We start from the raw sequence: 21116 nt of genomic DNA on the forward strand, positions 1-21116 counted from the left end.
AGTATCCATTACGGGAAACGAGCGTATCCCAGTAAGGAAACGACAGTATCCTCTACGGGAAACGGGCGTTTCCTTACAAGGAAACTATAGGAAACTCTATTGCGTTGGTTCTTAACGCGATAAACGTTTCGCAGGAATGCACTAGATAAGCTTTTTCTTCTTTCGGTAGTTCTCGCGGAACTCTTTGGGAGAGCAAGATTTCTTCTTTTTAAAGATACGGTTGAAATTGGAAAGATTGTTGAATCCGCACTCGTAACAGATTTCGGCTATCGACATGGTGGAATCCACCAACAAGCGGGAAGCGAACCCCAGACGAATGTCAATGATATAATCGGAAAGGTTCTTGCCTGTGCGCAACTTGAAGAACCGGCTGAACGACACATCCGTCATTCCGACCATAGCTGCCAACTGCCCCAGGCGAATCTCTTCCTGATAATGCAGATTGATATATTCCTGCACTTTCTGCACCCGACGGCTGTCCGAATGGACGTCTATCTTGGCGAAAGACGAACTGGACAGGGTACGGGCTTCTTCTTCGAAAAGAGAAAGCTCATAGAGAATCGTCATAAACTTGATGACTGCATAGAACCCCTGCTTCTCGGAAGCCAACGTATCCAGCAACGGATATATTTTGAGTATGGCGGACATCGGGAAAGCCAGTCCTTTCTGCGCCCTGTCCAGCATCCGGCGGATGGAGTCGAACTGGTTCTTATTGATGAAACTCTTGAAGAAGAGGTCGGAAGAGAACTGAATCGTAATCTCCCGTATCTCTTTGGAGTGGCACTCGTTCTGTTCCCAAACGTGTTCCAGGTCTTTGCCCGTTATCAAGACCAAATCGTAGTCGCCTATTATTTCGGATGAATCTCCTACCACCCGCCTTACTCCCGCCGCTTTCTCCGTGAAGTTCAGTTCAAACTCGGAATGGTTGTGGATGGGATAAGTGAATTCAGTCTTATAGCGTTCCGCAATGTAAAAACAATCTTTGTCGGACAAAGGAGTAATCTCGCGGATAATTTGGTTAGGTAACGGTGTGTTCATGATATAAGTAGTTTATTATGATTTTATCGGAATATTGCTTGTTCTTATCGTGCTTGTCAGTTCTCTATCTTTACGCCTATCCGGCGCAAGTCCGCTCCCGAAGGATTTTGGAACACCTGCAAGTCAAACTCGGGGATGATGGCAAGTACATGGTCGAAGACATCTGCCTGTATGCCTTCGTAGGCAACCCAGACTTTATTGGCGGAGAAGAAATAAAGTTCCAACGGGATACCGGTTTCGGTAGGCTGGAGCTGACGCACCATGCAAGTCATGTCCTGATTGACGGTGGGCAGGTTCTTCAGATAATTGGTCAGATAGGCGCGGAAAACGCCCAGATTGGTCTGCCGGCGGCCGTTTACTAACACCGAGTTATCAATATCATGTTCTTTATTATAGTCTTCCACCACTTTCTCCGTTTCGTCCACGTAGTCTTTCAATATTTGTATCTTCCGGTACTTCGCCAGCATTTCCGGTGTGCAGAAGCGTACGCTGGTCATGTCTATATTGATGGAACGCTTCACACGGCGGCCACCGGATTCCTGCATCCCCTGCCAGTTTTGGAAAGAGTCGCTGACCAACAGGTAAGGGGGAAGGGTGGTGATGGTATTGTCGAAGTTGCGTACTTTGACCGTATTCAATGTAACTTCTATCACTGTTCCGTCGGCACCATATTTCGGCATCGTAATCCAGTCTCCTACTTTCAACATATTATTGGCGGAAAGCTGTATGCCGGAAACAAAGCCCATGATACTGTCTTTGAAAACCAACATCAGGACGGCGGCGGAAGCGCCGAGTCCGGTCAGCAACACCGCTGGATTCTGCTTTATCAGGATACTGATGATAATGATAGCTCCTACAAAGAAGAGAATGCCTTGCGCTGTTTGCAGAAGTCCTTTCAGAGGTTTGTCCCTATATTGCTCGCGGGCGCTGTACACCAGATAGACGGCAGTAAACAAGGCACTCACGAAACGAAGGAATACGGCAAGTATGTAAATCAGGCAGAGCCGGCGAAGGAAGTCGAGCAGGGCGGAATCCACATGGTCGGGGAATGCGATAGGGATGGCAATATAGATTAATATCGGTGCGACCATCCGGCTGACGTTCGCCATTACTTTGTCATTAAATACAATGTCGTCCCAAGTGGCTTTCGTTTGTTTCACCAGCCTGGATACCGTGCGCAGGATAATCTTACGGCAAATCAGGTTAGCCAACAGAGCTACACCAATGATAATCAGTAATATGATAAAGTTATCAATCTTATCCGCCCACACTTCATCCACTCCCATTGACAACAAAGTATCGTTCACGCCTTGCATCATTGCATTACCGATATCTTGCGTCTCTCCATCCACCAGTGCAACAGGCACTGTATTTATCACTTCTTTTACTTCTTCCATAAGCTGTTTTCTCTCTATTTCTTTTTAGTTTTTATTTCCCTTTTTCTAAATATTCATGTATGTCTTGTCTCAGCCAGTCATAGTGGAACAGCCGTTTGTAAGCTACGTTCTTCTTCAGCATGATTTCCACATTCACCTGACTGTTCTGATAACAAGTCAGTTCGTTCTTGAATTGTTCATTATGTTCGGCCAATCGTTTGATTTCCTGTTCACGTTCCCGGCGCAGCACCGTACATACGGGAGTCAGAAGTTTCATGACCACGCTATCCATGACATGGTGTCCCTGCATATATAAATAGGTGGTTTCCGGCATCAACCCCAATTCTCTCAGTTCATTACCCAGCGCATTCACTTGGTTGATGCTACGGGAGAAACGCTTTTTCAGTTCCGACAGTTTTTGGTTGACGCGCCGCTGCAAATCTTCCAGGCTCTTTTCTGGATGCTTGATGCTTATCTCCCGCAAGGCAGTATAAGTGTGGAAGTCGTACATCGGGAAAGTATAGGTATCCCGTTGGCGGTAGAACCACACGTTCCACAGGAAAAGAGGATATACAATTTCGGAATACCGTTTCAGGTAGGCATTGAAATCGAAGATGAAGCGGTCGTTCAATGTGGCTTGCACACATACTTCATGTAGGCTTTCGGCAAAGCAATGATAGTTTTCAATGGCATACGTGTAGGTTTGGAATATGTATCTGTTCCGGTTGATTTTGCGGGATGTATTGGTTGCGCCCTGCAACAGGAAATCATAGTCGCTGTCTACGCAGGCTATCAGGCTTCTTCCCAGTTCGGCTGTGTTCAGTGTGTTCATGAGAACCATCTTTTTCCCTTTTGCAAGGGAGTTGGCCGAGGGAAGCATCACCTGGAAATAGTGCTCGTCATCTTCAAACTCTTCGAGCAGGGTACGCCAGAAAGCGATGTCGTCATAGCTTTCTACGTAAGCTATGATGCGACGACGGGCTTTCTTCGAGTAGAGCTTGTGGGCTGCGTTGAAGTATGAAGAAGTCAGGTTATCTCGTAGTGAAGTTGCCATGTAGATAGTGATTAACGGTTTAGTGATTAGTGACTAATGATTAATGGTTAATGAGCGGGGGATACTTTAAATCCGTTCGCTTCCGTTGAAATATCACTTACTTCCGTCACGGCATCCAGCCAGCCTTCCATGATGACGGCAGGTGAATGGGTGGTCAGGATGATCTGTACGTTCGGATTCAGTTCACGTATCATGGCAATCAACTTCTGTTGCCATTCTATATGAAGAGAGGCTTCCGGTTCGTCCATAAAGAGTACGCAATGGCTGTTGTCCTGCACGAGTACGGTGAGCAGGATGACGAGCATTTGCTTTTCGCCGGAAGAAAGTTTGTAGGGAAACAGCAGTTCGCCGTCCTGATAGAAGGCAATATCGTTACGTTTGCGATCTATCTTCTTGCGGGTGTAGCTGAAAAGTTCGTCAATCATATCCTGAAAACGGCGTTTGGCTATGGACAGGGTGGCAGCCCTGCGGCGTTCTTCTTCATCGTTACTGGAAAGCATTTCTATCATTTTGTTGCCGATGTTGACCTGGTAGTCAAGGTAGCGGCGTTGCAGGAGATAGAGTTGCCAGTCCAGTTCGGACTTTACGTTCTTATCGGCCATGCGGGCGGTGAAGTCTCCCATTATCAGGGGGCGGTCGTAGCTCCGGATAACGTCGTAGGGTATATAGGTTGCTTCGGGATTGTCAAAGAAAAGACGTACTCCGTTCTTTTCGTCACTTTTCATTTCACCGGAAAGTTCTTCGAGATAGCCGACGGAACGGTTCAGAATGGTGGTCTTCCCCACTCCGTTGATGCCGGAAAGAATGTTCACATCGGGACGTAAATCCCATCCTATATTAAAGCGTTCCCATAGTCCGTGGATTTCGATACGACGGATATAATTAGCCTGTTGTTCCATAATATTCAGTATTAATCAAGGCAAATATAAATAAATCATATGACAAAGTGGCTAGCAAACTCATCAAATTCAGAAAATACAAGAATAAAAAACTACCTTTGCAACCGTTTTCTCTTTTCAGATGTTATTCTATTAAGAAAATATATCGCAAACTAAATCTTATCAACATGAACAATAGCAAGAATCTGCACGGTCATCTATTTGCACTTACAGCTAACATTATGTGGGGATTGATGGCTCCTATAGGGAAATCAGCTCTCCAAGAGTTTTCTGCCCTTTCCGTGACCACATTTCGTATGGTGGGAGCAGCAGCCGCTTTTTGGATACTTTCTATATTTTGCAAACAGGAGCATGTGAATCACCGGGATATGCTGAAAATCTTCTTCGCTTCCCTATTTGCTTTGGTGTTCAATCAGGGAGTATTTATTTTCGGGCTGTCTATGACTTCGCCTATCGACGCTTCGATTGTTACAACGACTTTACCGATTGTAACTATGATTGTAGCTGCTATCTATCTGAAAGAGCCGATTACCAATAAGAAAGTACTGGGAATTTTTGTAGGTGCTATGGGAGCACTTATTCTTATCCTGAGCAGTCAGGCAGGAAATAATGGCAACGGAAGCCTGATTGGTGACTTGCTTTGCCTGATTGCACAAATCAGCTTTTCTATTTATTTAACCGTATTCAAGGGGATGACTCAGCAATATTCGGCAGTGACCATCAACAAGTGGATGTTCGTTTATGCTTCAATGTGTTATATACCGTTCTCTTATTACGATATTTCCACTATCCAATGGGCTTCTATTTCTACTGTCGCTATCATTCAAGTGCTTTATGTAGTGTTAGGTGGCAGCTTCCTCGCTTATCTCTGCATTATGACTGCGCAGAAACTACTTCGTCCTACTGTTGTCAGCATGTACAATTATATGCAGCCGATTGTGGCTACTATTGCTGCTATTATCATGGGAATCGGAAGTTTCGGTTGGCAGAAAGGAGTGGCTATCGCACTTGTATTCCTGGGGGTATATATCGTGACTCAAAGTAAGTCGAAAGCAGATTTCGAGAAGATAGGGAAAGAATTATAAAACCTGAGAGTTTGTCAAAACTCCCTTTTTAACGAAATCACCCACGCTACATTTATCTTGAACAGTAGCGTGGGTGATTTTTATTTATAAGAGGATAAATGGCTGTGAATAGCCTTTCAGTTTGCCAGAATCGTAAGTTCTGCTCCCGAAGCAAAATCCTGCCCGTTCTGCGAACTCAACGCAGTAAAGCGGATATAGCGTGCTTTGACAGGTTTGTCGAACAATACTCTCTTTTCTTTTGAATTGTTGGCAAAGGCTCCTTTCTTAACGGGCGTTCCCCATTCTTTTCCATCCATACTGACTTGAATGGAGTAGTCTTTAATATTACCATTATTTCCGTTCTGACGTGGCAGGTAAGTGAATCCTTTGATTTCCTTTACCTCTCCCGCATCCAAATCCACCCAATGCGGATACTTGGCTACCGTAACAGAATACATGGTATGCCAAATGGTATTCGGGTCATTATCCGTCAGGTTGGAAGCATCACCATCGCCCGATTCCTGACTACTGGCATATACCACTTCCGTACGGATACTTTCTATCTTTTCGAATGTCATCGTAGCGTTTACTCTCGGGTCATGTTCATACCATGCCTTTATAGTACCCCCGTCACGCATCGGAACAGGAGTTGTGTACCTGTTCGCCTTTTTGTCTCCATTCAGTGAATAAAGAATCACGGCATCCTTCTTCGCAGACTTCAATTCTACCCGACCGGCACGGTCACGTATAATGGAAAGAGGTATTTCACCGGCAGGAGCGACATTGGCAATAGCAGTCAAATCCGCCTTATTCGCAGGACGGATAATGAAGCCCATATTATGCTGGTCTGCCAATACACGGTCATGTACGAGCGGGCCGCCCTGACCGCAACTGTTTCCACCCAATCCGGTAACCGCACAATCCAAATGCAGATAAGTATCACCTGCTTTCGGTAACTGATAAGGATGTGAAGCCAAAATCAGGTCGAGAGCAGAATACTGAAGAGCAGAAGCCGATAGACGGTCGGTAGCAATAAAGATAGCGCCTTTACCGGCTTGATTGGTCAATGCACACCAACGGACATCCTCATGGTTACCCATATCCTGTGGTTTCGGGAAGTTCACAAACTCTCCGGCCACGGTATTGGTATATTGTTCAATGAACTGCCCTGTCTTGCGGTCTGCATAATTATCTATCGGGCCACGGCCATAATACGTAAAGTCTGCATATTGCTGCGGCATTTTCACCATATAACCCAAACGAGGGAGAACGAGACTCGAACGATTGGAAGTAATGCTTGCCTGCAACTCGATAGAACCATCCTGATAAACAGTCCATATCTGATTGGTAGTAAACTTAAAGTCGTTATTATCAAACTTCCGGTCTGTCAGTTCCTCAATGCTGTTTTTACCGGAGCTTGTGCCGCCTTTGATGCGTGCACCGTTCGGAGCTTGAGATTCTACCGTATAGCTCACCATAACGGTATTATCTTTTCCGACTACCGTTACTTCCTTCACTGTATGAATCAAGTTGTGCAAGCCATGTTCAAACCAAGGCTGATAGAACCAGTTATCATTATTCGTGAAAGCACGGAGAGCATCCAGTTTCGGGCCATTCCCGTCTGTTATCACTTTCTTACCGCCATAAGTCAGGTTATAGATGCTTCCGGTCTGTGAATCAAAATTCACTTCGAAGCCTGTTCCTGTTATCTGAACATTCCTTGTTTTAGGGTCAACAAGGCTTTTCAGTTCTTCTGAACCAACAGCCACTTCACTGATTGACGGACGGTCAGTAGCCGCTTTGACTTGAATCTGTTCTTCCGCCATCACAAAATCCTTAGCAGCCCAAGGCATCTTGTCTTTCAGGACAAACTGCACTTTTACAAAGTATTCGGCATCCTTTTTAAGAGTTTGGTTATAAGGCAGCGTAACCTGCATACGTTGACGGGGTGCTACATTAATATCCATCGGCTGACCGGTTTGAACAGGTTTTCCATCCTCGTACAATGACCACACCAATTGATAATCATCCGCCAAGTTCTTGAAATAATACTTATTGAAGACTTCGAATATGCCTTTTTCAAGGTTAACCGCTTTTACATCTATATTCTGATATACTTTCTTCACTTCATAATATTGCGGTTTCGGCTCCAAATCACCGAATACAATGCCGTTCATTACAAACTGCCCGTCATTAGGAGTATCCCCAAAGTCACCGCCATAAGCCAAGTAGCGAGTGCCCGTCTTCGGGTCATAATTATACATAGACTGGTCTACCCAATCCCAGATAGCGCCACCACAGAAGAAATTGGTAGACTCCATCGCATCCCAGTAATCCACCAGGTTACCACAGGCATTACCCATCGAATGAGCATATTCCGAAATATGGAAAGGATATTTAATATCATATTTTCCCTTCACCGCACCGCGTACCCAGCCGATAGACGGATACTGGTTAGAGCCCATATCCACAATATCATTATTACGTTCATACTGCACAGGACGGGACAAATCAAACTTCTTCAACGCATCATAAGCAGCCACAAAGTTCTTACCCGGCCCGGCTTCGTTGCCCAACGACCAAATAACGATAGACGGATTATTCACATTAGCGTGTACCATCTCCATCACACGGGCTACATGCGCATTCTTCCATTCCACCGGATGAGAAAGGGAAGCAGCGCCATAATAATATTCATGTGATTCGATATTCGCCTCATCTTCCAGATAAATGCCGTATTTATTACACAGGAAATACCAATAAGGATCATCGGGATAATGCGAATTACGCACATGGTTGATATTCGCACGTTTCATCAGCATTATCTCTTTTTCCATCATCTCACGGGTGATGGCATGTCCCACCGCCGGATTGGATTCATGGCGGTTCACCCCTTTCAGCTTGACTGTTTTTCCATTGATATAATAATAACGTCCCGCAAGCCCGAACTCATCCGCCGATGCAGGCGTATCCTTGATTTCCACCTTGCGGAATCCCACAATCGTAGAAACCGTCTCAATCGTCTTGTTCTTCTTGTCCTTCAGCTCGGCTACCAACGTATAGCGATACGGAAACTCTGCCGACCATTTATTCGGAGCTTTTACGTTAAAGACCGTCTGAATCCGCCCCGTTTCATTCGGCTCAATCTTCTCTATCACAGGAGACAAGACACCATCCACCAACGTATTCTCGTCAGAGTAGAGCTTGTTGGCATACAAAGAATAATACACTTTATAATTCTTGGCCGCTTTCTTATCCAAATTACGAATATCGGCATTGATAGTCAGAGAACCGTCCGTATAAGCCGCATCCAAATCGGGAGTAGCCACCAAGTCGCGGAAGTGAACTTTAGGCACCGAATACAAAGCTACCGTACGGAAGATACCCGGCAAACGGAACATATCCTGCGCTTCCAGGAACGAACCGTCCGAGCTGCGATATACTTCGGCAGCCACCGTGTTCTTACCTTTTTGCAGATACGGGGTGATATTAAAATTAGCAGTATTGCGTGAGTTCTTGGAAAAGCCCACATACTTGCCGTTAATCCACAAATAGAAGAAAGAATCCACCCCATCAAAACTGATAAAGATTTCCCGTCCGTCCCAATCCTGCGGTATATCAAAATCGCGGCGGAACGAACCCACTTCATTGCGGTCTTTATAGGTAGTCCAATTGGCAGGCGGCGTGCGCATCACTCCCCCACGCCAGTCGTCCACCTTCACACTATGCTGGAAAATAACCGGTTGATTGACATAAATAGGCGTTCCATACTTCCGGCTTCCGTCTTTCTGAATACCATAAATATTCCAACTGGACGGCACGGGGATTACATCCCACGAAGTAACATCAAAATCTGTCTGATAAAAATCTTTCGGGCGGGCATCGGGATTAGATGCCCAATGGAATTTCCAGTCACCATCCAGCGATTGCCAGAACTTACTGTTCTCGGGCAGTACTTTACGTGCACTTTCCAAATTCTGGAATGAAAAGAAATAAGCATGCGGCTGTTCCTTATTCAATGCCAGATTTTCGGGAGATTCCCACTCATTTCCTGCCGGAGCACTCACCGAAGCATACGTGAAGCCCTCTAATGGTTGGCCTGCAAAACTTTGTGTTGTCAGGGTACAGCACAAAAGACCGGTTAACAAGGTTTTGTTCATAAGGTATTTAAGTCGATAAAAATTATTCATGCCATGTATCTATATCTATGCTTTCCGCTTTATAATAAATACACGCAAAAAGCATAGAGTCCTACATGAAAACGAAAATTTTAACGTATTTTCTCTAGTTTAAAGATAAAAAGTTTATTCAGCAAGCGGCTCCCGCCACCAAACTTTACCGGTATCCTTACTTCAAATCTTCAAAATAAGTATCGAGCAAACTCTTCGCGGCGATAAACGAAGTCAAGTTACCACTCAACACCTGGCGTTCCTTTTCCTGAAGCATCGCTTCAATCTTCGGATTATGATAGAAACTGTCACGCAGTTGCTCGTTGATGCTTTCATACATCCAGTATTTGCTTTGCTCGTTGCGGCGATATTCAAAATAACCGTTCTTCTTCACGAAATCCATATAGGCATAGACCATGTCCCACACTTCCTTGACACCAATATTATAAAAGCCGGAATAGGTCAGCACCTGTGGCGTCCAACCTGATTCGGGTGCAGGAAACAGATGCAAAGCGCTGCGGAATTGCGTAGCGGCCAATTTTGCACGTTCCAGATTATCACCGTCCGCCTTGTTTATCACAATGCCGTCCGCCATTTCCATGATACCGCGTTTGATTCCCTGCAATTCATCCCCCGTCCCCGCCAGTTGAATCAACAGGAAGAAATCCACCATCGAATGAACAGCCGTTTCACTCTGTCCCACACCGACGGTTTCCACAAAAATCTTATCGAATCCGGCAGCTTCACAAAGCACAATCGTCTCACGCGTCTTACGTGCCACGCCGCCCAACGAACCCGCTGACGGGCTAGGGCGTATAAATGACTTCGGATGTACGGAAAGCTGCTCCATACGGGTCTTGTCTCCCAGAATACTCCCTTTACTGCGCTCGCTACTCGGGTCGATAGCCAATACAGCCAACTTCCCCCCTTTTTCGAGCACATGCAAACCGAACACATCAATCGACGTACTCTTTCCCGCACCGGGAACGCCACTGATACCCACCCGGATAGAATTACCGGAATAAGGCAGGCACTTCTCTATCACTTCCTGGGCAACAGCCTGATGTTCAGGCTTCACACTTTCCACCAATGTCACGGCCTGGCTCAATATAGTGACATCGCCTTTTGTAATACCCTCTACAAACTCAGCTACCGAAAGTTGACGTTTCTTAGGTTTCCGTTTCAAGTAAGGATTCACAGACGAAGGTTGCTCAATGCCTTTGTTGACAACGAGACCTTTGTATTCTTCACTATTTTCAGGATGTTCCATGACAAATAAGATTTAGCGTTTGATATTGATTTCGACTTTCGGGCGCATCGGGTCGTTCGTTATCATCAAAATACGTAAATGATGTTTCTTATTACCCACATCACGCTTGCGAATCGTCACTTTCAGTTTCGTCATTCCATCCGGCGGAAGTACCGTTTTCTTCAGGCTTACCCCTACTGATGAATTGAACACCTGCAATTTACTGATAATCAACGGAGTCTTACCCGCGTTAGCAATCAATATATCATAGCTTGCCTTTTTCTTCTTGATTAACGGTACACTCAGGTCAATATCCGTTTCCGAGATACGTATGGCAGGAGCATTCAGCGAATCCGTAGCCGTCATACGTGAGAAATCGGGAAGAAGAATGGCAGAAACAGGGATTTCATTTTCTTCGCTCACCTTGTCGCCTGAGAAGCGGGAAAGATAAACAGAAGTCTGCGTCAAACCGTAATCTTTCAACTGGCTGGCATCCAAGGTCAGTTTGACAGTTCCTTTCTTTCCTTTCAGCAGGACTTTCGGTTCCGCTTCCATTTTAAGATAAGGGGGCAGATGCATCAATACCGGTTCATACGGACGGTCGGACAAGTTAGCTATGTTGAAAGTCATTGAAGGCTGCTGACCGTGATATACATCGGGGAAAGCAAACTCGTCACGATCCAGGCGTATATTCCCGATAGCATACGGAAGAATCTTTGTAAAATCCTTCACTTCCTGCACCACCTCTCCGGTAAACTTCAGATAAACCAGATTCGGAGTAGCATTGCTGTATATCCCGACCGACTTTTCAAAACGTCCCAACGCCTTTGCGTCAAAGGAAGCCTTCACCGTTCCCTTTGCTCCCGGAGCAATCGGTTCCTTCGTCCAGTCGGCTACGGAGCAGGCACAGGAAGTAGTGACATTGGTAAGGACCAATGGCTGGTTACCGGTATTAGTGATTGTATATTCCACTGTCACCGGGCGTTTCCACTCTATTTGTCCAAAGTTGTGTGTCTCTTTATTCGAAGAGATACGGGGTTGGGCAACGGCTGCCAAAGCGACAGAAAGCAGAAAAAATATGGATAGTAAACTACGTTTCATGCGATACATTTTATTTTGGTGCACAAATGTAGCTGTTTTAGATGAGATATCGTATGGATTGAAAGGATTATTAACGGTGAACGTTGACCGTTCACCGTTAATAAATAATTATTTCACTTCTACCGTCATCGAAGCGGAATGAGTGGCATATTCCGGCGCATAGGCACATTGCATGGTTGCCAGCCCCGTCTCGTAAGTACCTGCACGGCTCACACGGTAGCTGTATTCCAACACATATACCCCTTTTCCAAGATGATCGAAGAAGAAATTGGTGGAAGCATCCTTGATGTCCACATAGTAGCCGATACCGTTGTTCCAGCGATAGCCGGAGATGCTGCCGATAGGTTCGAAGCAAGCGCCGCGCTGGTCTTTCAACTGTACAAAGTCCATTGGACGGTCTGCACGGATGCTCAACCGTGAAACGACCTTATCACCTACCTGAAGCACTGTCTTTGACGTAATCGGTTGCAGTTGCGGCGTATTACCGACCGTGCGTTCCACATACAACTGTTTCTGTACATTCAACTCACCGCCTTGTTGTTTCACATCACGAATGGGCGATTCGTATTCCGCATATACAGCTCCCCACGCAATGCCCGGATTTCTCTTCTCCACTTCAATCTTGCGGGCATCCACCACATTCTTCTGTGTGAACGAACGCTTGATATATCCCAGTCCCGGAACGGTAGTCTTGCTTGGTGAAACTGTTTCCAATACTTCATTTGCAATCACGATGCGTACATCCCCCTGATTATCGAGCAGATTGGTACCTTTCATCAGCAACGCATACACAGCGTCCGCCGTAGCCACCGGTGAATCCCATTGCTGCGTCTGCTTCTGCTTCAACAGCCAAAGTTTCATCTCTTCCACCGTATCGTTATTGCCACCAATCAGTTCCAACGCTTCCATCACATCTACATGAGCTTGCATCTTCATTCCGCCCCATGTGTAAGGATTCTCGTTGAAAGCGAAGAACATACCTTGTTCATCCGTTTTCGTCAGATGCTCTTTCAGGGAAGCGACAAATTCCTGCGCTTCTTTCTTATGTCCCGCCTTATCAAGCACGATAGCCGCAACAGCCTTTGTATCCATCGAAGCCGACGAAAGCAATTCTTTCACTTTGGAGAGATAATAAGCATACGCTGCTTTATTGGCCGCAGGAACCTGTTCACCGGAAATGGCGATAATATATAGATATTGCAGGATACTGCCCGAAACTCCCGTGAACTTCGTCCCCTTTTTCTGCTCTTTCAGAATATTCTTGTATTCTTCCAAAGCCGACTGATGCAGATATTTCAGCGCATTCGTCTGCAACGTGAGTGCGGTTCCGCTCAACTTCTCACCTGTCAACAAAGCAAGACGGGCGTTCAATTCTGCAATATAAGCGGTAACATAATTACTGCCGTTCATACCTTTATACCATGACCATGCACCGCTTGAATTCTGCAATTCCTGCAATCTTGTCAAGGCAGCGATATTGTTGCTGCGGATATTATTCAAATCGAACAACGTAGCGATACGCTCTTTCTGTTGTTCTTCGGTCTGCGCTTCGAGCACCCACGGCGATTCGGACAACAAGATGTTCTTTACTTCCTGATTCTTCTGCAAGTTACTCAGGAACGTTTCTTTTGTACCACCTTGAAGTTTCCAGCTATCGAATACCGCCTTGATGCGCGGCTGACTGTTCATTATAAATGAAGCCAGTGTATTCGCATAATAGGCAGTAGCCCATGAAATAGCATTGTTATTCACCGGAAGGCTCAAGGAAGGCAATGCCTGAATAGCATACCACGCAGGATTTCCGGTAAATTCAATCGTCAGTTTACGGTCAGTTGCCGTTTTACTGTGCTGATTGAACAAACTATCAAGAGAGAATGTACGGGTTTCTTCCCCGCGCACAGGCATCGGAAGGGTTTCCACCAAATGTTCCTTGTCACTAAGCACCGGAAGCAATTGTTGTTCCCCGTCGCTGAACGTGCCGCTGTCGGCTATCATCCGGCAACCCAGTATCTCGTATTTATCACTTACGGCAAACATGAAATTCACACCCACCGTCTTTCCGGCAGCTATCGAGAATTTCTGCTTTTGCGTACTGATAACCTTTTCCGTCATCGGGTCGAACAGAATCATGCTTACTGTTCCCGCCTGCGGTTTGCCTGTCATATTCGAGATAGAAGCCGCAATCGAAGTCTTATCACCCACACGTACGAAGCGCGGCAGATTAGGAGTCAGCATAAATTCCTTGCTCGTAGTGGCTTCACCGTCCAATGTCCCCGTCAACATTCCCTTTGTATGAGAATATCCGCGGAAGTTCCAACGTGTCAGGCTTTCGGGCATGGTGAAAGTGAAAGAGACTTCCCCCTGCTCGTTCGTGCGGAGTTGCGGATAGAAGAATGCCGTTTCGGCAAGGTTCGTGCGCAGGTCGGCAGGCGCTTCGGAGAGTGTTTCCTCTTCAGGGGCTGTATCCAATTTACCAAGTACTCCTGTTTGTCCCCATCCTGCTGAGAATTCCACATCTTCAGAAGCTTCGGAGACTGAAACAGGTACATATTTCACTTCCGCCGCATTGCTCCGGCTTGCAACACTTCCTGTCATCGACATCTTTTTCTGAACCGACACACCTCTAATCACCACTCCATCAGCCAAAGACTCCGATAATGCATATACATTTCCTATACCTGACGATATCACGAAATAATCATACGCCATCGCCGGCACTTTAAGAGCCTTATTGTTCCACCAATAATTAAATGAATTACCTCCGAAATACCCGCTCATCCAATTAGAATAAGGAAGTATCTGATTATAATAAACCTGAAAATCCTGGCGGCGGTTCCATATTTTGTCGAGTGAAGCATCATACATCGTTGCCAGCATCTCCGCATTGGCGGCTTGTCCTTGCGGCGTCTTAATCGTCAGTTTCCATTCTTCCTTCTGTCCGGGACGCAATTTATCACGGAACACTTCCCATTTCATCGCCAGCGTCTTGTCCGGCAACCGCTTCTTCACCTGAACCTGTTCCTGATAAACTTGTCCGTCTCTTACCATACAGAAGTTCACAAAGATACCGTCGCCATAACTTTCCTGATACGGATAGGTAAAGCGCATAATCGTATCGGACAAATTCAGCGCCTTGCTTTCCAACAGCTTGTCACCGCAGAATACGTTCATCATCACATAAGCATCCTTTTCCGAAGTTCCGAAACAGAACACAGCCGGATGCGTTGCATCAAATTCCGTATTCGGTGCATAGAACCATACGGTAGACTGCACAGGCGGACGTTTGTCTTCCCGTGAGAAAAGCACCGTGTTAGCATCTGCCGTCACTTCTTTTCCCTGATTATCTTTCACCGATGCTTTCAGCACATAAGCTCCCGACAGGATATTCTTCCAGTCGAGCGTCATTTCCTCATTGGAAGTAAATGTCCCTGTCGCTACCGGAGTCTCGCCCGATACCTTGAAATCCTTTTCATTGGCAGAATACAACGCATAGTTTCCTTTCACTTCCACAGGCTGCCCGTTCAGATTCTGCGCTTTAAACACAATATTGAACGGTTTATCCTTACAAGTCTTTTCCTGCAATTCCATCTGCAAGACCAACGAACGGTTGCCCGCCGAAATCACATCCGTAGATGATTGCGTCTCCCCCGCCACATTGGTAGCGGTGGCTTCAACGGAATAGCGGTAATAGACTTTATCATTATTCTTGTAAGCGTCACTCTCTTCCAGGCGAACCGGAATTGTAAATTCCCCATTCGCGTCGGCAATCACTTCTCCTGAAGCAATCTGCGTGGATTCCGAGATTCTCCAAAAACTATAAGTAGAACGCTTCACCGTATATTTCACCGGAAGGTCTTGAAGCAGCACCCCACTATAAGACTGTATCTTACCTTTCACTTGTACTTCATCTCCGAGTTTGTAACTTCCGGTCTGTTTCTCAAAAGTGATATCAAATGTCGGACGTTTATAATCCTCTACACGGATGCTCGTCCTGCCATCCCCCGCCGTTAAAGAGAACATCCCGTTCAGGCAGGCGGAAGGTAACGCAAAATCAGCGGTAAATGAACCGAACTCATTGGTACGTACAGACTTTTGTCCCACTTCCTGATTGTTTGCGTCCAATAAAACGACTGTATAATCCTTGTTCGGCAGCACATTGGCAGTATCCGATTTCTGCATATAAGCAATCCCTTTCACATATACCGTCTGTCCCGGACGATACAGGGAACGGTCAGTCAGCAGCGTCATGCTTTCAGTCACTTTATTTTCATCACCGTAATATCCGAAACTTCCGCCATAAATACCCTGTCTCGGCATCGCTGTATCCGTTCCTTTCGATGCCTTCAGATAGCGGTATTCGGATTTCCAAGGGAATACGACCTTACCATCTTCTCCGGTCGTGAACTCCTGCAACACTTTTTCGTCATTGCTATACAGCGTGACTTTCGCATTCGGTATAGGATGCCCGGTCTGTCCGTCCAGCGTCGCCACTTCATATTGCTTTTCAGGCAGGCGGCACGTCAACACTTTGAAACGTGTCACGTTAAAGGCGCTTTCGCTATCCCTCTTGGCACGAATATCGGGTACGATACGCATTACATAAGAGCCTAAGTCGGGAGACTTGAAAGTGAATACCGTATCTTGCGAGCGGTAGTCCTCCGGACGAAGAACCGAATAATGCTGTTCCTTCACCAGTTTTTTCGCCTGATACAACCGTACGGTGAAACCATCCAGATTCTTATGTGCAACATTCAACTTTATCTCTTCATTCGGGAAAGCCTGACTTTCCGCCCTGACGTTCAAGTAAGGTGCCAAAATCTCCTCGCGAAGATTCTTCAGCGCATTTATCCTGCGATAATTCGGATAAAGTCGAATCGCTTCGTCACAAAGTTGCAAGGCATTGACCTGCTGTTGTTTCTCGATGGCATAGCGGGCTTGCGCCAAATAGACTTCCGCAGTGACGGGTTCTGACGCAAACTTACTTTTCAGTGTATTCAACGCAGTCAGAAACGTATCTTCCGTCAATCCCAAAAGTCCTTCCTGTGCCTTGAAAGGTACAAAACTCCTATCCGCATTGCGTCTCCATTCCAAATAATTGAGCGCGGTCAATATATACCCTTCTTTCAGGCCGGCAGCTTTATAAGCGGCAATCATGCTTCCGTAGATGTTTATTATATCTTGCTTCACAAGGGAAGGCGTGTTCTCATTGAAACCGTTGTTCCGCGCCAGTCTTTCTATCTGGTTCAGCGCACTTATGGCACGGGAAGCCAGCAGATGGTACATATCATGGTGATAGTACTCACTGGTTTCGCCCAGTTTTACAAAAGGAATATAGGTACGCGAGGAAGTTTTGAGCAGCAGTACCGAGTCCGCCAAGGCTTCTTTCGTATTCGTCCGTACTTTCTCGACGAACATATTTGCTGTCCATTCACGCATATCGGTGGAAGGGGTTTCCCCCACGATTTCCGTTCTTCGCCGGAGTTGCCACTGATTTCGGGCGGCATAGTCAGCATAGATTCCTGCTATCAAAGAGTGCAATATAGCACGATCCATGGGTTTGTCCGTCTGCTTCGCCCATTGTTCCAGACCTTTCAGACCGACATAAAAACTATCAGGTGTCAGTGCTTCCTGATTTTTCATCCGCCACATGTATGCCTTCAGCATCTGTGCGGAATTCTTCTCCTTCTCTCCTTTCTGATAAATCTCATCAGTCAGTTTTATTACCGTTTTAGGCAAGCTCTTCTTTTGTGCCTGCTCTACATCTTTCCATAATTTGTCGAAAGTTTGTGCCTGCGTTGCCGGAATCACTCCCAGCCATAACAGCACCATCATACAAATCTGTCTTATTTTCATAATCTTTCCAGTTTAAGTTCGCTATAAGTCTCACTGTATAAACAACAAAGTAAAGAAATAAAGTTTAAACAATCACCTTTTTTCACATAAAAAAGCATCCTTCCCGATGGGAGAAAGATGCCACACAAACAAAACAAACGTTCTGATTGAATATCACAGGAACTATATCGACAGATTTCAACCTTTGAGAATTATTACTCTTGTTTCCGCTGTAATTCAAGCATTATTTCATCAGTGATATAATCATCACTCATAGTTATTAGCGGATATTCTTTGTTGAGTAAAAAAGAATAAACCTTACAATTATAGAATAGATTCAATGCCCTTTCCGGAGAGATGTTCAGGCGTTCTGCCAGTTGCATCACGATACGGGTATATTTATTCCACACTAATACATCTATCATAAACCTTTACTATTTTATTATTATACATTCTTCAAAAGAAAGACATTCATCTATGAGTTGCTGATTCAGTATGCAGAGCTGATTGTTAGGCTTTTCATAACGTAAACGTCCCAAAGCTATATCTTTGGAAATCTGCCCTTCAATATAATTTTCTATCGTATCAAAGACGCGGTCATTGGCTACACCACCTTCTACTAAATCATATCCAATCCATGGTTTCTTTCCTTGTCGGCTACTAACTATAAAGTCAAGCCATTCACTATTATAGCCCTCAAAACGAAGCAACTTATAATTAGCAGAAGACAGTCTGGCAACATCCAATTCATATACATTGACCATGGCAGAACTATCAGGACGGCGCAGCATCATAACAGATGCCCAACGTTTGGCCTGATTATAGATATCGGTCACATAAAATCCTTTTCCGAAATCAAGATTATCCCGCCCCACTCCTGCCAAAGGATATTGTACCACCAATGTACTTCCATGATAAACTTTCATACTTTATATTCCTTTTTCCTTATTATTATAGTGAGTTTCCCAATTTTCCAATGCCTCTATCAATGTGTCAGCAATGTATTCCTTACTTTGGGTGTGAAGCATATCATATCCTTCCACCAAATAATGTTGGATAAGATTTACTTTCTCCAGACGATTATAAAGAAGCGGAGCCGGAATTCTCATTTTTTGGGCTGCACATTCAATGGCAAAAATAACGAATTCCATTATTTTAGTATTAATATGAAGGGTATTTGCCATAGGCTATATCAATATTTACTAATTGACAAACAACTTTGTTTAAATAATAACACATACAAAGATAGCAATGTTTGCTAAAGATTTCAAGGATCCCAGATAAAATTACCAAATACTTACTGCTAACCTTTGTGGTAAGAATGCCAAAATCAACTTTTTTGTTACTTATATCCATACGGTATTTCCGCTTTTCTGGTAGATATTCAGCAAGAATGTGATTCCGACATCCGCAGAACCGATTCAGTCTACAGCCTTCCCATACTCTAGAATAAAAAAACAAAATCATTTCTCATATTCTCATAGGAAAGTATATTCATCTGATTACTAACCTTATATACAATGAGAATAAAATTATTTACATGCATTTCTCATGGTTTTATCAAGAAAATACGCTTAAATCAATGCATTTCTCATACTATTATCGGCATTTCTCATTCATCAAAAATAGTATTCTCATAGCCTGATCATCAATGCTTAATGAACTGTAGTAAAGCTACCGTTCATTTTCATTATAACTAACTGGCAATCAAAGATTATGCTACTGTAATTAACAGATTTTCAATAAGGCATCTCTATCGTTCCACTCCAGTGAACAGGCTCGTGCACTAGAGTGCACAGTTTTATCTACTAGAGTGCACAGGTCTGTCTACTGGAGTGGAATAATACGAATGAAGGCAGGAAAACACAATAATGTCAGTTGTGAAAGATATCTTATCTACCGACTTAACATACAAACTACGGCTATATTGACCTATACATATTAGTATCCTGAAACAAGGACAAGCATAATATGCATCATGAGAAATGCGAAACAATGCATGAGAAATACCTTCCTTAAAGGCATTTTAGAGCTATAAACCATGAGAAATGCATGTAAAGATTTTAATTCTCATTCATTATGTATCTGGTAATCAAATGAATATATTTCGCTATGAGAACATGAGAAATGATTTTATTTTTTTATTCTAGTAGCGCAGAGAGCTTTCCCATATGAATTAATACAAAACTTCTCGCATTTCTTTCCTTATTTCTAATATATTTCAAATAAATCATTTATCTTTGTCATACGCTTTCCGCTCATCAGCGTGATGAATAGGCAGAAAGCGGTTTTTATTTCTTTATGAAGTAAAAGTGTATTATCTCTCATGACTGAAAATAGCAAATCTAAGCAGAGAGAGATGATACGGCAGATACTTCACGTGAACGGCTGTATATCAACATATCCGTAAAAGATGTGTTATATATAAACGATTGACGTGGATGTCTGTCGTTATCATTATCTTCTGCGATGGTATTGCTAGCCTCAGTCATGGATAATGGTGCGACAGCATTCACGTCTTTCTTGTATCCGGTCGGTTTCATAACCCGCAATTATTCCCTAAATCGTCCTCACTCACCGGACGGCAAGAAGTGTGAATGCTCGTTGTACTAATATAAATGAATAAGGCATTTATGGACAAACAGATGCATTATTCACCCCTTATTGTATAACGCGTAAAAAAACAAACAGTTATGGCACAATGGATTACCATAGAAGAAGCAGCCGAGAAGTACGGATTTGAAAAAGAATACGTTTGGATTCTGATAGAAATGAAAGAAATCACCGTATGCTACGAACGACCCGGCGTCGACATCATAGACGACGGAAGTGTTCAGGACTTTATAAACCGGAACAAACACGGGCTTACATTAATGTATATTGAGAAACTGGAGCGATTTTGCATAGACAAATCGAAACTTTGCTCCATATATATGTCACTTTTGGGCAAACAAGACAAGGAAATCGGAATGTATGAAGCAACAAAAAATCAACGCGATACACTACAAACGAGATGCCTTAAACAGTATAAGCGGATATGTAAATTGGAAAAGGAACTGTCACTGGAACAAACAAACTGCCGTAACTGTTGGCTGCGAAGAATATGCCTGAAGATTTGGGGATAATGGTCAGCCTGCCAGAGATATCATAGATACAAAAAAGTGGGGATAGCGTTTTCAATAACGTATCCCCACTATAAACTTAGTTAATGCACTTTTTCTCATTTCTCAATTCTGTACCCCCATGCAAGCATTTCGTTACGACCTACTTCACTGAGGATTTTTCTTACTAAAGAACTCATTTTCTTTGCCATAATCTTTAAACCTTTTAAATT

Annotated in this window: 14 protein-coding genes; 2 read left to right on the top strand and 12 right to left on the bottom strand. The window is 44.3% G+C overall.

All coding sequences use genetic code 11. The features are described 5' to 3' along the window. Positions 1–141 precede the first annotated feature (141 nt). From AB5443_RS13700 to AB5443_RS13715, 4 genes are read right to left on the bottom strand one after another with little or no spacing between them, the layout of a single operon-like run. Entirely contained in the window at positions 142–1038 is an 897-nt protein-coding gene (locus tag AB5443_RS13700) for an AraC family transcriptional regulator (protein ID WP_044653341.1), read from the bottom strand. A gap of 56 nt (positions 1039–1094) precedes the next feature. Further along, positions 1095–2435 carry a mechanosensitive ion channel family protein gene (locus AB5443_RS13705; protein ID WP_277132909.1) on the bottom strand — a complete coding sequence of 447 codons (1341 nt, stop codon included), beginning with the start codon at positions 2433–2435 and terminating at the stop codon, positions 1095–1097. Positions 2436–2466: 31 nt separating this feature from the next. Continuing rightward, positions 2467–3468 (bottom strand): DUF4435 domain-containing protein, encoded by a 1002-nt coding sequence (locus tag AB5443_RS13710; RefSeq protein WP_022139837.1) that lies wholly within the window; start codon positions 3466–3468, stop codon positions 2467–2469. A 47-nt stretch (positions 3469–3515) separates the two neighbouring features. After that, on the bottom strand, positions 3516–4367 hold the full coding sequence (locus tag AB5443_RS13715; RefSeq protein ID WP_073347642.1) for an AAA family ATPase: 852 nt from the start codon (positions 4365–4367) through the stop codon (positions 3516–3518). 167 nt (positions 4368–4534) lie between these two features. Here AB5443_RS13715 and AB5443_RS13720 point away from each other — a divergent pair, with 167 nt between their 5' ends. Continuing rightward, complete coding sequence (locus tag AB5443_RS13720; RefSeq protein ID WP_277132906.1) at positions 4535–5452, top strand: DMT family transporter; 918 nt, start codon at positions 4535–4537, stop codon at positions 5450–5452. Positions 5453–5568: 116 nt separating this feature from the next. Here AB5443_RS13720 and AB5443_RS13725 read toward each other — a convergent pair whose 3' ends face one another. The 8 genes from AB5443_RS13725 to AB5443_RS13760 all read right to left on the bottom strand — a co-directional run bounded on the left by AB5443_RS13725 (position 5569) and on the right by AB5443_RS13760 (position 20325). Next, positions 5569–9591, bottom strand: coding sequence for a glycoside hydrolase family 2 TIM barrel-domain containing protein (locus AB5443_RS13725; RefSeq protein WP_277132904.1), 4023 nt, complete (start codon positions 9589–9591; stop codon positions 5569–5571). Positions 9592–9778: 187 nt separating this feature from the next. Next, a complete protein-coding gene (gene meaB, locus AB5443_RS13730) occupies positions 9779–10870 on the bottom strand; it encodes a methylmalonyl Co-A mutase-associated GTPase MeaB (RefSeq protein WP_022139841.1) in 1092 nt (363 codons plus the stop codon). A gap of 12 nt (positions 10871–10882) precedes the next feature. Beyond that, positions 10883–11950: a DUF1573 domain-containing protein gene (locus AB5443_RS13735; protein ID WP_044653345.1), complete on the bottom strand. Its 1068-nt coding sequence runs from the start codon at positions 11948–11950 to the stop codon at positions 10883–10885. A 108-nt stretch (positions 11951–12058) separates the two neighbouring features. Further along, positions 12059–17803, bottom strand: coding sequence for an alpha-2-macroglobulin family protein (locus AB5443_RS13740; protein WP_368113972.1), 5745 nt, complete (start codon positions 17801–17803; stop codon positions 12059–12061). Between the two features lie 194 nt (positions 17804–17997). Beyond that, positions 17998–18207: a DUF3791 domain-containing protein gene (locus AB5443_RS13745; RefSeq protein WP_368113974.1), complete on the bottom strand. Its 210-nt coding sequence runs from the start codon at positions 18205–18207 to the stop codon at positions 17998–18000. 9 nt (positions 18208–18216) lie between these two features. Beyond that, positions 18217–18708 (bottom strand): DUF3990 domain-containing protein, encoded by a 492-nt coding sequence (locus tag AB5443_RS13750; protein WP_022139845.1) that lies wholly within the window; start codon positions 18706–18708, stop codon positions 18217–18219. A 3-nt stretch (positions 18709–18711) separates the two neighbouring features. Next, complete coding sequence (locus AB5443_RS13755; protein WP_228099336.1) at positions 18712–18933, bottom strand: DUF3791 domain-containing protein; 222 nt, start codon at positions 18931–18933, stop codon at positions 18712–18714. Positions 18934–20127: 1194 nt separating this feature from the next. Next, positions 20128–20325, bottom strand: coding sequence for a hypothetical protein (locus AB5443_RS13760; RefSeq protein ID WP_277132895.1), 198 nt, complete (start codon positions 20323–20325; stop codon positions 20128–20130). A gap of 150 nt (positions 20326–20475) precedes the next feature. On the opposite strand from AB5443_RS13760, the gene AB5443_RS13765 reads away from it, so the two are divergent. Continuing rightward, entirely contained in the window at positions 20476–20907 is a 432-nt protein-coding gene (locus tag AB5443_RS13765; RefSeq protein ID WP_044656928.1) for a hypothetical protein, read from the top strand. Positions 20908–21116 lie beyond the last annotated feature (209 nt).

It is taken from the genome of Bacteroides sp. RTP21281st1_H5_RTP21281_210402 (genome assembly GCF_040918965.1).
Taxonomy (GTDB): Bacteria; Bacteroidota; Bacteroidia; order Bacteroidales; family Bacteroidaceae; genus Bacteroides; species Bacteroides congonensis.

What these genes read in the sequence shown, in the direction of transcription:
- AB5443_RS13745 (WP_368113974.1), bottom strand. Translation starts at nt 18,207, where the DNA reads ATGATAGATGTATTAGTGTGGAATAAATATACCCGTATCGTGATGCAA.
- AB5443_RS13750 (WP_022139845.1), bottom strand. Translation starts at nt 18,708, where the DNA reads ATGAAAGTTTATCATGGAAGTACATTGGTGGTACAATATCCTTTGGCA.
- AB5443_RS13715 (WP_073347642.1), bottom strand. Translation starts at nt 4,367, where the DNA reads ATGGAACAACAGGCTAATTATATCCGTCGTATCGAAATCCACGGACTA.
- AB5443_RS13725 (WP_277132904.1), bottom strand. Translation starts at nt 9,591, where the DNA reads ATGAACAAAACCTTGTTAACCGGTCTTTTGTGCTGTACCCTGACAACA.
- AB5443_RS13760 (WP_277132895.1), bottom strand. Translation starts at nt 20,325, where the DNA reads ATGAAACCGACCGGATACAAGAAAGACGTGAATGCTGTCGCACCATTA.
- meaB (WP_022139841.1), bottom strand. Translation starts at nt 10,870, where the DNA reads ATGGAACATCCTGAAAATAGTGAAGAATACAAAGGTCTCGTTGTCAAC.
- AB5443_RS13735 (WP_044653345.1), bottom strand. Translation starts at nt 11,950, where the DNA reads ATGAAACGTAGTTTACTATCCATATTTTTTCTGCTTTCTGTCGCTTTG.
- AB5443_RS13720 (WP_277132906.1), top strand. Translation starts at nt 4,535, where the DNA reads ATGAACAATAGCAAGAATCTGCACGGTCATCTATTTGCACTTACAGCT.
- AB5443_RS13740 (WP_368113972.1), bottom strand. Translation starts at nt 17,803, where the DNA reads ATGAAAATAAGACAGATTTGTATGATGGTGCTGTTATGGCTGGGAGTG.
- AB5443_RS13705 (WP_277132909.1), bottom strand. Translation starts at nt 2,435, where the DNA reads ATGGAAGAAGTAAAAGAAGTGATAAATACAGTGCCTGTTGCACTGGTG.
- AB5443_RS13765 (WP_044656928.1), top strand. Translation starts at nt 20,476, where the DNA reads ATGGCACAATGGATTACCATAGAAGAAGCAGCCGAGAAGTACGGATTT.
- AB5443_RS13755 (WP_228099336.1), bottom strand. Translation starts at nt 18,933, where the DNA reads ATGGAATTCGTTATTTTTGCCATTGAATGTGCAGCCCAAAAAATGAGA.
- AB5443_RS13700 (WP_044653341.1), bottom strand. Translation starts at nt 1,038, where the DNA reads ATGAACACACCGTTACCTAACCAAATTATCCGCGAGATTACTCCTTTG.
- AB5443_RS13710 (WP_022139837.1), bottom strand. Translation starts at nt 3,468, where the DNA reads ATGGCAACTTCACTACGAGATAACCTGACTTCTTCATACTTCAACGCA.